The sequence below is a fragment of the Perlucidibaca piscinae DSM 21586 genome, assembly GCF_000420045.1.
GTDB lineage: Bacteria > Pseudomonadota > Gammaproteobacteria > Pseudomonadales > Moraxellaceae > Perlucidibaca > Perlucidibaca piscinae.
Window position 1 is genome coordinate 455,925 of the sequence record NZ_ATUE01000006.1, and the last position, 14,171, is coordinate 470,095.

Consider the following 14,171-nt stretch of genomic DNA (forward strand, 5'->3'; position numbering starts at 1 on the left):
ACGGGTTCACGGCGTGTTTTCCGGAGCCAGTCCGGACCACCGCGCCGTGAACCTGCCAGCTTCAGGCCGTCGCCGTCGCTTCCAGGAAGTCCTTGGCGAAGCGCTGCAGCACCCCACCGGCCTCGTACACCGACACTTCCTCGTCGGAGTCCAGTCGGCAGGTCACCGGGACGCGCACGGTCTCGCCGTTGCGACGGTTGATCACCAGCGTCAGGTCCGCACGCGGCGACAACGCACCTTCCACGTCATAGGTCTCGGTGCCGTCCAGCTTCAGTGTCAGGCGCGTGGTGCCCGGCTTGAACTCGCAGGGCAGCACGCCCATGCCGATCAGGTTGGTGCGGTGGATGCGCTCGAAGCCCTCGGCCACGATCACTTCGACGCCGGCCAGACGCACGCCCTTGGCGGCCCAGTCACGCGAGCTGCCCTGGCCGTAGTCGGCACCGGCGATGATGATCAGGTTCTGCTTGCGGTTCATGTAGGTTTCGATGGCTTCCCACATGCGCATGACCTTGCCTTCCGGCTCGACGCGCGCCAGCGAGCCCTTCTTGACCTGGCCATCGACCACGGCCATCTCGTTGACCAGCTCCTTGTTGGCAAAGGTTGCGCGCTGGGTGGTCAGGTGGTCACCGCGGTGGGTGGCGTAGGAGTTGAAGTCCTCTTCCGGCAGACCCATCTTGTGCAGGTACTCGCCGGCGGCCGAGTTCATCACGATCGCGTTCGACGGCGACAGGTGGTCGGTGGTGATGTTGTCCGGCAGGATGGCCAGCGGACGCATGCCCCTGAGGGTGCGCTCACCGGCCAGTGCGCCTTCCCAGTACGGCGGACGACGGATGTAGGTCGACATCTCGCGCCAGTCGTACAGCGGCGATGCGGCCTTCTCCGAATCCTTCTTCTCGAACATCGGGATGTAGATCTGGTTGAACTGGGCCGGCTTCACCGACGTCGCCACCAGCGCGTCAATTTCCTCGTCCGACGGCCAGATGTCGGCAAGACGGATTTCCTTGCCATCCACCACGCCCAGCACGTCCTGCTCGATGTCGAAGCGCACGGTGCCGGCGATGGCGTAGGCCACGACCAGCGGCGGCGAGGCCAGGAAGGCCTGCTTGGCGTAGGGGTGGATGCGGCCGTCGAAGTTGCGGTTGCCTGACAGCACGGCGGTCGCGTACAGGTCGCGGTCAATGATCTCCTGCTGGATCTTGGGATCCAGCGCGCCCGACATGCCGTTGCAGGTGGTGCAGGCGAAGGCGACGATGCCGAAGCCCAGGGCTTCGAGATCGTCGAGCAGGCCGGCCTCCTTCAGGTACAGCTCGACCACCTTGGAGCCCGGCGCCAGCGACGACTTCACCCAGGGCTTGCGCACCAGGCCCAGTTTGCGGGCGTTGCGCGCGATCAGGCCGGCGGCGATGACGTTGCGCGGGTTGGAGGTGTTGGTGCAGGAAGTGATGGCGGCGATGATCACTGCGCCATCCGGCATCAGGCCATCGGCTTCCTGGGCACGCGCCTTGTCGAGATCGACGGCGATGCCGCGCTCCTTCAGCGCCGACACCGGCAGGCGGCGATGCGGGTTGGACGGGCCGGCCATGTTGCGCACGACGGACGACAGGTCGAACGTGAGCACGCGCTCGAACTCGGCATTCACCAGGCTGTCCGACCACAGGCCGGCTTCCTTGGCGTAGGTCTCGACCAGCTTGACCTGCTCATCGGAACGGCCAGTCAGACGCAGATAGGTCAGCGTCTGCTCGTCGATGGAGAACATGGCGGCGGTGGCACCGTATTCCGGGGCCATGTTGGAGATGGTGGCGCGGTCACCGATGGTGAGACCCGGCACGCCCTCGCCGTAGAACTCGAGGTAGGCGCCGACGACCTTCTCCTTGCGCAGGAACTCGGTCAGGGCCAGCACGATGTCGGTGGCGGTGATGCCGGGCTGGCGCTTGCCGGTCAGCTCGACGCCGACCATGTCCGGCGTACGCATCCAGGACGCGCGGCCGAGCATGACGTTCTCGGCTTCGAGGCCGCCCACACCCACCGAGATCACGCCCAGCGCATCCACGTGGGGGGTGTGCGAGTCGGTGCCGACGCAGGTGTCCGGGAAGGCCACGCCGTTCTGGCTATGGATCACCGGCGACATCTTCTCCAGATTGATCTGGTGCATGATGCCGTTGCCGGCCGGGATCACGTCGACGTTGTCGAACGCGGTCTTGGTCCAGTTGATGAAGTGGAAGCGGTCCTCGTTGCGGCGTTCCTCGATGTCGCGGTTCTTCTGGAAGGCGTCGGGATCGAAGCCACCGCACTCGACGGCCAGCGAGTGGTCGACGATGAGCTGCACCGGCACCACCGGATTGACCTTGGCCGGGTCGCCGCCCTGGTCGGCGATGGCGTCACGCAGGCCGGCGAGGTCGACCAGCGCGGTCTGGCCGAGGATGTCATGGCAGACCACGCGCGCCGGGAACCACGGGAAGTCGCGCTCGCGCTTGCGCTCGACGAGCTGGGTCAGGCACTCGGTGACGATGGCCGGATCGGCCTTGCGCACGATGTTCTCGGCGTGGATGCGGGCGGTGTACGGCAGGCCGTCCCAGGCACCCGGCTTGATGGCGTTGACCGCGGCACGGGCGTCGAAGTAGTCGAGCGACGTGCCCGGCAGGTTCTTGCGGAATTCGTTGTTCATGATGTCTCTCTTGGTCAAAGGCCCCGCCTCCGTCAGGAGGCAGGGCCGGTCACGGGCTGACTGCGGTCAGGCCTCGCGGGCAACGGCTTACTTTCGATCCTGGATCGGCACGAACGTCTGGTCTTCCGGACCCGTGTAGTTGGCGCTGGGACGGATGATCTTGCCATCAATGCGCTGCTCGATGACATGCGCCGACCAGCCGCTGGTGCGGGCGATGACGAACAGCGGGGTGAACATGTCGGTGGGAACACCCATCATGTGGTAGCTGACGGCCGAGAACCAGTCCAGGTTGGGGAACATCTTCTTGATTTCCCACATGGTGGCTTCCAGACGTTCGGCGATGTCGTACATCTTCATGTTCGACTGCTCGGCCGACAGGTCCTTGGCAACCTGCTTGATGACCTTGTTGCGCGGGTCGGACACGGTGTAGACCGGGTGTCCGAAGCCGATCACGACTTCCTTGCGCTCGACGCGGGCGCGGATGTCGGCTTCAGCCTCATCCGGATTGTCGTAGCGCTTCTGGATCTCGAAGGCGACTTCGTTGGCGCCGCCGTGCTTCGGACCACGCAGCGCGCCGATGCCGCCGCAGATGGCCGAGAACATGTCGGAGCCGGTGCCGGCGACCACGCGCGAGGTGAAGGTCGAGGCGTTGAACTCGTGCTCGGCGTACAGGATGAGCGAGGTGTGCATGGCGCGCACCCAGCTGTCGCGCGGCTTCTCGCCGTGCAGCAGGTGCAGGAAGTGGCCGCCGATGGAGTCATCGTCGGTTTCCACGTCGATGCGCTTGCCGTTGTAGGCGAAGTGGTACCAGTACAGCAGCATGGAACCCAGCGAGGCCATCAGCTTGTCGGCGATGTCGCGCGCGCCCGGGTGGTTGTGGTCATCCTTCTCGGGCTTGACGCAACCGAGCACGGACACGCCGGTGCGCATCACGTCCATCGGGTGCGACGACGGCGGCAGCTGTTCGAGCGCGACCTTGACCGCGGCCGGCAGGCCGCGCAGGGCCTTGAGCTTGGCCTTGTAACCGGCCAGTTCGGCAGCGTTGGGCAGCTTGCCGTGCACCAGCAGGTGGGCGATTTCCTCGAACTCGCTGGTGGTGGCCAGGTCGAGGATGTCATAGCCACGGTAGGCCAGGTCGTTGCCAGTACGGCCGACGGTGCAGAGCGCGGTGTTGCCAGCGGCGGTGCCGGACAGGGCGACGGACTTCTTGGCCTTCGGAAGGACTTGCTGGGGTTCACTCATTGTCATTCTCCTGATCGAATTCTTCTGCTTTTCAAGCAGTTGCGTTGCTTACTTGTTCTTGGAAAAAAGCTGGTCAATCTTGTCTTCGTAGCTGTGGTAGTCGAGGAACTCGTAGAGCTCCTTGCGCTTCTGCATGAGGTCGAGCACGTTGACCTGGGTGCCATCGCGACGCACGGCTTCGTACACGGCCAGCGCCGCCTTCTGCATGGCGCGGGTACCGGACAGCGGGTACAGGACCATGGCGATGCCCTGCTCGCCCAGCTCCTGGGTCGTGTAGTACGGGGTGTCGCCGAACTCGGTGATGTTGGCCAGCACCGGCACGTTCACCGCGTCGCAGACCTTGCGGTACATGGTGATGTCGGTCATGGCCTCGGCGAAGATGGCATCGGCGCCGGCCTCGACATAGGCGCTGATGCGGTCGATGACGCCGTTCAGGCCTTCCTTCTGCAGCGAGTCGGTACGTGCCATGACCACGAAATCGCTGTCGGTCTTGGCGTCGACGGCGGCCTTGACGCGGTCGACCATCTCGTCGATGGCGACGATTTCCTTGTTCGGACGATGGCCGCAGCGCTTCTGCGCCACCTGGTCCTCGATGTGCACGGCGCCAGCGCCGGCCTTGATCATTTCCTTGATGGTGCGGCCGATGTTGAACGCCCCGCCCCAGCCGGTGTCGATGTCGACCAGCAGCGGCGTGTCGACGGCGGCGGTGATGCGGCGCACGTCGGTGAGCACGTCATCCAGCGAGGTGATGCCCAGGTCCGGCAGACCGTAGGAGTAGTTGGCGCAGCCGGCGCCGGACAGGTAGATGGCCTTGTAGCCGACCTTGGTCGCCATCATGGCGGCGTAGGCGTTGACGGTGCCCATGACCTGCAGCGGCTTCTCGGCGGCGATGGCGTCACGGAAGCGCCGACCGGCGCTGTGGCTGTGGGGATGGTCGTTGCAGGACATCAGGCACTCCTGGCCGGGATCGCCGGCGTTTCACGGGATGGTTCACGGGATGGATTGACGCGCGCCTCGATGTTGGCGCGCGCGACGGCGATGTGACGCCGCATGAGAAACTCGGCAAGCTCGCCGTCGCGGGCCTCGATGGCCTCGACGATGCGCTGATGCTCACCCAGGGCGCGGGCCGGGCGTCCTTCGGTGAGCGAGAACTGGCCGCGGTAGATACGCACGCGGTGATACAGCTCGCCGCACAGCATCTGGATCAGCACGGCATTGTGGCTGCCGTGGATGATGCGGTAATGAAAGTCGACGTTGCCCTCTTCCTGGATATAGGCACGGCCATCCTGCTCGGCAATCTGGCGCTCGTGCGACGCCAGCAGCGCCTTGAGCTCGCGGATCTCGGCATCGGTCATGTGCTGTGCCGCCAGGCGACAGGCCAGCCCCTCGAGGGTTTCGCGCACCTGGTAGATCTGCAGCAGCTCGTCCAGCGAGAGCGCCATGATGCGCACGCCGACGTGGGGAATGCGGGTGATGAGCTGACGACCTTCAAGCCGACGCAGTGCCTCGCGCAGCGGTCCGCGGGACACGCCGTATCGTGACACCAGCTCGGCCTCGGAAACGCGGGAACCGGCTTCCAGCTCGCCCTTGACGATGGCGTCCTGGAGCTGGGCGAAGACCTTGTCGGCGAGGGTGAGACGCGGCTCCGATGACACGCCGGCCACGACCGCCAGCACGGGTGGCAGTTCGGCATCTGGGCGGGGCGTCCGATCGGTCATTGCAGGCGTCCGAATTGTCGACAATCCATGGAATGCAGCGACGATACGCCCGCACTCCCCCGGGGTCAACCAACGGCATGGCCATTTTGTCGACAAACAGGCTGCCTGATAAACAGAAAGCGCACCCTGACGCACAAAAGGCGGCAGCCAACTACCAGATTGTCGACAAACCGCCGGTCAGCCGATGTGCACGTCACCCGAGGCATAGCGGATGCGCTGCAGCTGCGGTCGTGCCAGCAGGAACACCAACGTCAGCGGTCCGATGCGACCAATGAACATGGCCACCATCAGAACCTGCTGACCGGCGTCGGACAGATCAGAAGTGATGCCACGGGACAGGCCGACGGTGGCACAAGCCGACACGGTCTCGAAGAACAGATCGAGAAACTCCTGCTCGGGATCGGTAATGGTCAGTGCAAACAGCGACAGCATGACGATCATCATGGCGATGAAGACCATCGCAAGTGCCTTCAGGACCAGTTCCTGACCTATGGTGCGACCAAACACGACCGGCTCGCTGCGACCACGAAGAAAAGCGCGTGTCGCGAGGACCAGCGTCATGAAGGTGGTTACCTTGATGCCACCGCCCGTCGAGTTGGTACCGGCGCCAATGAACATGAGGATGATGCAGAACATGGTTGCCGCCATGGTCATGCCGCCGACATCAATCATGTTGAATCCACTCGAGCGCGGCACCACGGAATGAAAGAAGCTGATGGCCAGCTTTTCATCAGCACTGTATGGCGCCAGCGTATCGGGGTTGTTCCACTCGCAAAGCGCGAAAACCAGAAAACCCAGCAGAAGCAGCGTGGCCGTACCCGACAGCATCAGACGTGAATGCAGTGACAATGTCTTCCAGCTCGCGCTGAGCCGTATTTCCGACAGCACGGTAAATCCCAGACCGCCAACGATCGACAAGGAACCCAGCACCAGCGCCAGCGGCCAGTGGCCGGCCTGTCCCACCATGCCTTCGGATGTCAGTGCAAAACCCGCGTTGTTGAACGCGGAAACACTGTAGAAGATCGACTGGTAGACGCCCTGAATCCAGCCATCAACGGGAACCATGATGTTCATCAGCAGGAACACGCCGAACAGTTCGATGGTCAGCACCAGCAGAAAGATGCGCTTGACCAGCCAGCCCAGATCCATGACCCGGGTATGGTTCATGGCCTCGCGCACCACCCGCTGTTCGCCGATGCCCAGCTGGTGACCGAGCAACAGCATCATCAGAGCGGCGAATGTCATGATGCCGATGCCGCCGAGCTGGATCAGCAGCAGCAGCACCAGCTGACCAGGCAACGTCAGCGACTGCTGCACATCAATCACGGAAAGACCGGTAACGGTCACCGCCGAGGTGGCCGTGAACAGGGCCTGATGCCAGCTCAGGTGCTCTCGCGTGGCCCAGTCCGACTGCAGTGCGGCCGCCCCCAGCAGAATCATCAGCAGAAAGCTGCCGGCGACCAGGCTGGCCGGGTTGAATCCGGTCGGCTTGCGGTCATGCCGGCGCGATCGCAGCCAGGTCGGACGCCACATGATCAGAAGATCTGCTTGGCAAACTTGAGCAGGTTGTCGAGCTCGCCGGCAAGCACGATCTGGTCACCCGGCTGCAGCACCAGCTCGCGGTACGGTGGCGGCAGCACCGACCGGCCACGCTTAACCAGCGTCAGCTGGATGTCGTTGAACTGCATGTCCTGGGCGTAGTTGCGATGCGCGGCGATGCGCTCGTTGACCTGTATCTCGACCACGAACCAGCCGTTGCCCAGCGAGATGTAATCAAGCATCTGCGGGTGCGTCAGGCTCTGCGCCACGCGCACGCCGATCTCGTGCTCGGGATGGATGATGCGGTCGGCCTGCAGCCGCGACAGGATGCGGTGGTGGGTATCGGTGATGGCCTTGACCCAGACCTGGGCACAGCCGGCATTCTTCAGGGCCATGGTGCTGAGAATGCTGGCTTCGAGGTTCTCGCCGATGGCAACGACAATGCCGTCGTAGTGCTTAAGTCCCAGTTCCTCGATGACCTTCTCGTCGGTGGCATCGGCAATCAGGCTTTGCGTCAGCTGTTCGGCATGCTTGTTGACCATGGCATCGCGAATGTCGATGCCCAGCACCTCGTGACCCAGGCGGATCAGCTCCAGTGCCACGGTGCTACCGAAGCTGCCCAGACCGATGACGGCAAATTTCAGTTTCATGTGCGAGTTCCCGTTTCCTGCCACGCCATGGCAGCGGCAATGCCCCGCTGCTCATCCATGCGCAGAATGGTGACGATGGCCACAACGAACAGGGCCAGACAGAAGAGGATGGCATCCGCCAGCCCGAAGGCGGCCTGCAGAACACCCAGACCGACCATGCCGAACACGGCGGCCAGCTTGGCGGCCATGCCCCAGAAGCCGAAGAACTCGGCGGCCTTGCTGGCCGGGGTCAGTGCCCCCACCAGGGCACGTCCGGCCGATTGCGCGGAGCCCAGGCTGAGGCCGGCCAGGGTGCCGGCGAAGAGAAACACGTACTGTGGCTCCCACTGCTTGCCAAGCAGGGCATTGCTCGCCTCGGTGAGCTCGGGCGTCAGCCAGATGGCAAGAATGGCCAGCACCCACAGGCCCTGCGACAGGGCATAGGTGAGGCGTGCGCCAATGCGGCTCTGCAGCAGGCCGAAACCGATGGCACCGACGGCAGCCGTGAACTGCACGATGACGAACATCAGCGTGCGCACCGACTCGTCCCAGCCGATGACCTGGGCACCGTAGATGAAGGCGAAGCTGATGATGATGGCGATGCCGGCCATGGAGAAGAACACCGAGATCAGCAGCTGACGCAGATCGCGGAAGTGCTGGATGTCCTGCCAGGTCAGGCGCAGCCGCTCAAGTCCGAACGTGAGCAGTCCCTGCCCGACCGGCAGCGCGCGACGCTGACCGCGCTCGCGCAGCCAGAGAAAGGTCGGGATGCAGCCGAGCAGCACGAACAGCGCCGTGAACGGGCCGACCCAGCGCACCGTGTCGTAGTTCTCGAGGCTGACCTCACCGAGAAACTGCAAGGCGAACGCGGTCGCCACCAGACCGCCGATGTAGCCCAGTCCCCAGCCCAGACCGGAGATCCAGCCCAGCGACTCGCGCGGGCCGAGATCCGGCAGGAAGCTGGCAATCAGGCCCTCGCCCAGCGAGAACGCGAAATGCGTGATGATGACCAGCAGCATGGCGAGCGTGATCCAGCCCGGCTCCACCACGTAGAGCAGGGCCGAGCCGACCACGGTCAGCACATAGGTGGCGAACAGCCAGGCCTTGCGGGTGGCGGTGTAGTCGCTGATGGCGCCACAGAGCGGATTGACCACGGCCACCGCGAGACAGCTGATGGCGATGCACAGGCTCCATAGCAGGTTGCCGAGGGCGTAGTCGGGAGCGTCGCCGACGATCACGCGGGTGAACAGGTCACCGAAAATGACCGTGACAATGAGCAGGGTGTAGGCCTGGTTGGCGAAGTCGTACAGGGCCCAGCCGACAATTTCGCGTTTGGGTGCCAGCGGCGTGGCAGCGGAAGCAGCAGGTGCGGTCATGGACTATCCACGGAACGGGCCGGATGCCGGCAAGTCTACTGTAAAAGCCGGGGTGCCATGCTAGGGTTGCCGAATGTCCTGCTGCTGCCCGTCCTGTTCATGTCCGCTGCCCGTCCTCTGACCATCCGCCTGCCCGTGGCCGCTGCCGCCCTGTTGTTGTCGGCCTGTGCCGCACAGCGGCCACAGCCGCCTGCACCCGCCATCGCGCCGGCACAACCCGCGCTGGTGGCAACGCTTCCCGGTGCCCCGCTGGCGGAGTGCGTCGAGCGCCTGCGCCCGGCCGCGCTTGCCGCAGGTGTCCAGGCCCTGACCCTGGAGCGCCATCTGGCCGACCTCAGCGTCGATGCCGAGGTGCTGTCGCGTCTCGACAAGCAACCGGAGTTCAGCCTGCCGATCTGGGATTACCTGGCCGGCCTGGTCGACGAGGAACGCATCGAGGCCGGTCGCGAGAAACTCCAGCAGTATCAGGATGTGCTGGCGCAGATCAGCAGCCGCTATGGCGTGCCAGCCGAGGCCGTGGTGGCGGTCTGGGGCATTGAAAGCAATTTCGGCCAGACCACCGGCAGCTATCCCCTGCTGCGCTCGCTGACCACGCTGAGCTGTCTGGGTCGGCGCCAGGCCTTCTTTCGCGGCGAGCTGTTCGCCACCCTGCGCATCCTGCAGTCAGGCGATGTGGCTGCCGGCCAGCTCATCGGCTCCTGGGCCGGCGCCTTCGGCCAGACCCAGTTCATGCCCACCACCTACGAACGCCTGGCCGTGGATCATGACGGTGACGGTCGCCGCGACCTCATTGCCAGCGTGCCCGATGCCCTCGCCTCAACGGCGCGCTTCCTGCGTGATGCCGGCTGGCGCAGCGGCCAGCCCTGGGGGCTTGAGGTGCGCCTTCCTGCCGGCTTCGATGCCCGTGGCGAAAGCCGGCGCAACACGCGCCCGCTGTCGGCATGGATGACGCGCGGCCTGACCCGGGTCGACGGCAGCCCGCTGCTCTCCCCAGCCAGCCAGCAGCCGCAGCCTCCGGAACGTGGCAGCCAGGAAGCGCTGTCCGCGGCAACGCCAGCCGGCCTGATTCTGCCTGCAGGCGTCAACGGCCCGGCCTTTCTGGTGCTGCGCAACTTCAATGCCTTCTACCGCTACAACGCGGCTGAAAGCTACGGCCTGGCCATCGCGCATCTGTCCGATCGCCTGCGCGGCGAGCCCGCCTTTGCCACGCCCTGGCCTACCGACGATCCCGGCCTGTCACGCGCACAGCGTCGCCAGCTGCAGGAGCTGCTGGTGCGACGCGGGCATGACATCGGCGAGATTGACGGCCGCCTTGGCGAGCGCAGTCGTGCCGCCATCCGTGCCGAGCAGCAGCGTCTGGGACAACCGGCTACCGGCCGTGGCGGACAGAAACTGCTGCTGGCATTGCGCGAGGACTGAGCACCGCCCGATCACGGCGTGCCGGCGAGACGCAGGATGTCGAGCAACGAAAACGGCCAGCCCAGCTCGCGACCCTCGGCGTTGAGCAGCACCGGAATGCGCTCGCCGTAGCGCTGCACCAGCGTCTCGTCGAGCGCGATGTCACGGTATTGCCAGACCAGTCGACGTGCCGCGCCGGCGCGGCGCAGCAGCGCCTCCGCCTCGTCACAGAGATGACAGCCGCGCGTACCCAGCAGCGTGAGCTGGCGCTCGCTCATGGCAGCGGACGGTGACGCAGACGCCAGCAGCGATGAATCCGGGCATTGCGCTGGAAGTCGAAGCCGATGGTGTCGGCACTGATGTCCTCCACCACGTACTGCTCGCCCAGCCAGTCATCGAGCTGGAACTTGCGGAAGTTGTTGGAGAAGTAGAGCGTGCCGTCCTGGGTCAGCAGATTCATGCTCATGCGCAGCAGCTGCACATGGTCACGCTGCACGTCGAAGACATCGTCCATGCGCTTGGAGTTAGAGAACGTCGGCGGATCGACGAAGATCAGCTCGTAGAGCTCGCGCGACACCGCCGCCTGCTCGTCACGCAACCAGCTCATGACATCGGCTTGGATCAGCCGGTGCCGGGCTTCCGGCAAGCCGTTCAGCGCCAGGTTGCGATCCGCCCAGTGCAGATAGGTCGCCGACATGTCCACCGTGGTGGTGGAGAGCGCACCGCCGTTGCCGCCGTCACCCAGCGCGGCCTGCACGCTGGCGCTGCCGGTGTAGGCGAAGAGGTTAAGGAAATGCTTGCCGCCAGCCTCTGCCGCCAGACGCAGACGCATGGGACGGTGATCCAGGAACAGGCCGGTATCCAGATAGTCGGTGAAGTTCACCAGCAGCCTGGCACGTCCCTCGCGGACCTCGAAGAACTTGCCGCCCTTGCCCTTCTTCTCGTACTGCTGCTTGCCGGTCTGGCGCTCGCGCACCTTGATGAAGACCTTGTCACGGTGCAGGCCCATGACCTTGCGAATGACCAGCAGTGCCAGCTTGAAACGCGCAGCGGCCTTGTCGGGGTCGACCGACTTCGGCGGCGCGTATTCCTGCACATGCAGGCGGCCGTCGTAGACGTCGATGGCCAGGTTGAACTCGGGAAGATCGGCATCGTAGAGACGGAAGCAGCGCACGTCCTCGCGCTCGGCATCCTTGAGCGCCGCCTTCAGGTTCTTGACCAGACGGTTGGCGAAATCCATGCCCTCGGGCGGGATGTCTTCCAGCGAACCCGGGAACTGCAGCGGCAACTCGGGCTCGGACGCCAGCACCCGGCCATGGCGGGCAAAGATGGGCAACGCCCCGTTGAACAGGCGCAAGGTCGCCAGATGGCCGAGCCCCAAGGCATCGGCATGCTGGATGTCGGCAGCCAGCACCACGGCGTCCCAGTGCGGCAGCTGCTCGCGCAGGCGGCGACCGATCGCGCGGTAGAGATCGCGGATGGTGCTCTCCTCGCCCAGGCGCTCGCCATAGGGCGGATTGCTGGCAATCAGCCCCAGCGGGGCATCCGGCACGCGCTCCTGCGCCTGCGCCTCCTCGGTCCAGCTCGCCGGCAAGGCCCATTCGGAAATCGCCTGGCAATCCAGCGTGATCCACGCCGCCACGCCGGCCGACTGCGCGTTGCGCCGTGCGCAGGCCAGCGCCTGCTCGTCGGCATCACAGCCGACCAGCATCGGCGTGCCACGCTGCAGACCGGCACGCTTGCGGGCTGCCGCTTCCTCGCGCAGGCTGCGCCACAGATTCAGGTCATGGCCTGCCCAGCCTTCGAAGCCGAAGAACACGCGTGACAGACCCGGCGCGGCATCGGCCCACATCAGCGCGGCCTCGATCAGCACCGTGCCCGAGCCGCACAGCGGATCAAACAGCTGGCCACGGCCGCGTGCCGGCCAGCCCGCCTGCATCAGCATGGCGGCGGCAAGATTTTCCTTCAGCGGGGCATCGGTCTGCGCCACCCGGTAACCGCGCTTGTGCAGGCTGTCCCCGGAGAAATCGAGGCTCACGGTGAGACGGTCCGCCTCGATGAACAGGTGCAGGGCCAGATCAGGCTGATCCGTGTCGATGGCAGGACGCTCACCCGTGCGCTCGCGGTAGCGGTCGACAATCGCGTCCTTGAGACGCAGGGAGGCAAAACGCGTGTGCGTGTTGACGCCCTTGGCAGCGGCAGCGCGGATGGCCAGGGTGGCCTGTTCACGCAGCACCTTTTCCCAGGGATGCGCGAGGGCGGCCTGGTAAAGCGCATCCGGATCGCCGGAAGGCACCGTGAACAGCGGCATCAGCACCCGCGACGCCAGCCGCGACCAGAGGCAGAAGCGATACCCCGCCGCCAGATCGCCACGTACCGCGATGGCACCCTTGAGGCGCCGCGGCTCGCTGCCGCCCAGCGCCGTCAGCTCCTCGACCAGCAGATCATCAAGGCCGTCGGCGCCAGTGATGACCCAGTCGCGCAGACGTTCCGGAGGCAGACTCACGAAGCCACCTGCAGCGCGCGACGGGCCTCGGCAATGCCGGCATTGGCCCGTGCGATCACGCCCGGGCCCTGATAGATGAAGCCGGTATAGATCTGCACCAGCGAGGCGCCGGCAGCGATCTTCTCGCCTGCCGAGTCGGCATCGTCAATGCCGCCGACACCGATCAACGGCAGACGGCCGTCCAGCGCCTGATGCAGTTCGCGCAACACGCGGGTGGCACCCTCGCGCACCGGACGACCGCTGAGACCGCCGGTTTCGGCAGCATGCGGCCGGCCGGCCACGGCCTCACGCGCCAGGGTGGTGTTGGTGGCGATCACGCCATCGATCTCCTGCGCCAGGAACACGCCGGCCATGCCCTCGACTTCCTCGCGCGTTAGATCCGGGGCGATCTTCACCAGCAGCGGCACGTAGCGGCCATGCTCGCCGGAAAGCTGCGCCTGACGCTCCTTGAGGGCAGCGAGCAGACGCGTCAGCGCCTCCTCGCCCTGCAGGCTGCGCAGGCCCTGGGTGTTGGGCGAGGAGATGTTCACGGTCACGTAGTCGGCATGCGCATAGACACGCTCGAGGCAATGCAGGTAGTCATCGGCGGCGTTCTCCACCGGCGTGCTGGCGTTCTTGCCGATGTTGATTCCGAGCACCCCGTCATAGCGCGCGCGTTCGACATTGCGCACCAGATTATCGACGCCGCCGTTGTTGAATCCGAGGCGATTGATCAGGGCACCGGCCTCGGGCAGACGGAACATGCGCGGCTGCGGATTGCCCGGCTGCGGTCGCGGCGTCACGGTACCGATCTCGATGAAGCCGAAACCCAGCGCCGCCAGCGCATCGATGTAGTCACCGTTCTTGTCGAGGCCTGCCGACAACCCGACCGGATTGCGGAAGGTCAGGCCCAGCAGCTCCACCGGCTGATCCGGCACCGACGGCCACAGCGACAGCAGGCCGAGACGCTCGGCCTGGCTGAGCAGATTGAGCGTGAGGTGGTGGGCTTTCTCGGGCGGCAACTGGAACAGGGCGGCGCGTACCAGGGGGTACCACATGGGGCAGGGTCTCGAGGCGTAAAACGCCGATTATAACGCGGATTGCGGAGCAGCGAGGCTG

11 protein-coding genes are annotated in these 14,171 nt (G+C 65.3%); 1 reads left to right on the top strand and 10 read right to left on the bottom strand.

Annotation, left to right across the window (positions count from 1 at the left end; translation table 11 throughout):
* Window positions 1-61 precede the first annotated feature (61 nt).
* The 7 genes from acnD to F595_RS0106270 all read right to left on the bottom strand — a co-directional run bounded on the left by acnD (window position 62) and on the right by F595_RS0106270 (window position 9,169).
* Window positions 62-2,665: a Fe/S-dependent 2-methylisocitrate dehydratase AcnD gene (gene acnD / locus F595_RS0106240; protein WP_022956015.1), complete on the bottom strand. Its 2,604-nt coding sequence runs from the start codon at window positions 2,663-2,665 to the stop codon at window positions 62-64.
* An 87-nt stretch (window positions 2,666-2,752) separates the two neighbouring features.
* Window positions 2,753-3,907: a bifunctional 2-methylcitrate synthase/citrate synthase gene (prpC, locus tag F595_RS0106245; protein WP_022956016.1), complete on the bottom strand. Its 1,155-nt coding sequence runs from the start codon at window positions 3,905-3,907 to the stop codon at window positions 2,753-2,755.
* A 48-nt stretch (window positions 3,908-3,955) separates the two neighbouring features.
* Window positions 3,956-4,855, bottom strand: a complete 900-nt coding sequence (prpB, locus tag F595_RS0106250) for a methylisocitrate lyase (RefSeq protein WP_022956017.1) — start codon at window positions 4,853-4,855, stop codon at window positions 3,956-3,958.
* Window positions 4,855-5,625, bottom strand: coding sequence for a GntR family transcriptional regulator (locus F595_RS0106255; RefSeq protein WP_022956018.1), 771 nt, complete (start codon window positions 5,623-5,625; stop codon window positions 4,855-4,857). Before F595_RS0106255 ends, prpB begins: the two co-directional genes overlap by 1 nt.
* 177 nt (window positions 5,626-5,802) lie before the next feature.
* Window positions 5,803-7,158, bottom strand: coding sequence for a TrkH family potassium uptake protein (locus tag F595_RS0106260; protein WP_022956019.1), 1,356 nt, complete (start codon window positions 7,156-7,158; stop codon window positions 5,803-5,805).
* A gap of 2 nt (window positions 7,159-7,160) precedes the next feature.
* Window positions 7,161-7,814, bottom strand: coding sequence for a potassium channel family protein (locus F595_RS0106265; protein ID WP_022956020.1), 654 nt, complete (start codon window positions 7,812-7,814; stop codon window positions 7,161-7,163).
* On the bottom strand, window positions 7,811-9,169 hold the full coding sequence (locus tag F595_RS0106270) for an MFS transporter (protein WP_022956021.1): 1,359 nt from the start codon (window positions 9,167-9,169) through the stop codon (window positions 7,811-7,813). Before F595_RS0106270 ends, F595_RS0106265 begins: the two co-directional genes overlap by 4 nt.
* Window positions 9,170-9,268: 99 nt before the next feature.
* On the opposite strand from F595_RS0106270, the gene F595_RS13085 reads away from it, so the two are divergent.
* A complete protein-coding gene (locus tag F595_RS13085; protein ID WP_084682884.1) occupies window positions 9,269-10,588 on the top strand; it encodes a lytic murein transglycosylase in 1,320 nt (439 codons plus the stop codon).
* 11 nt (window positions 10,589-10,599) lie between these two features.
* Here the strand turns inward: F595_RS13085 and F595_RS0106280 are convergent, their stop codons facing one another.
* Genes F595_RS0106280 through F595_RS0106290 form a run of 3 tightly spaced genes read right to left on the bottom strand, consistent with a single transcriptional unit; the run spans window position 10,600 to window position 14,110 of the window.
* A complete protein-coding gene (locus F595_RS0106280) occupies window positions 10,600-10,845 on the bottom strand; it encodes a glutaredoxin family protein (RefSeq protein ID WP_022956023.1) in 246 nt (81 codons plus the stop codon).
* Window positions 10,842-13,073: a bifunctional 23S rRNA (guanine(2069)-N(7))-methyltransferase RlmK/23S rRNA (guanine(2445)-N(2))-methyltransferase RlmL gene (gene rlmKL, locus F595_RS0106285; protein WP_026913301.1), complete on the bottom strand. Its 2,232-nt coding sequence runs from the start codon at window positions 13,071-13,073 to the stop codon at window positions 10,842-10,844. The genes F595_RS0106280 and rlmKL overlap by 4 nt, the downstream gene beginning before the upstream one ends.
* Complete coding sequence (locus F595_RS0106290) at window positions 13,070-14,110, bottom strand: quinone-dependent dihydroorotate dehydrogenase (protein WP_022956024.1); 1,041 nt, start codon at window positions 14,108-14,110, stop codon at window positions 13,070-13,072. The genes rlmKL and F595_RS0106290 overlap by 4 nt, the downstream gene beginning before the upstream one ends.
* Between the last annotated feature and the right edge of the window lie 61 nt (window positions 14,111-14,171).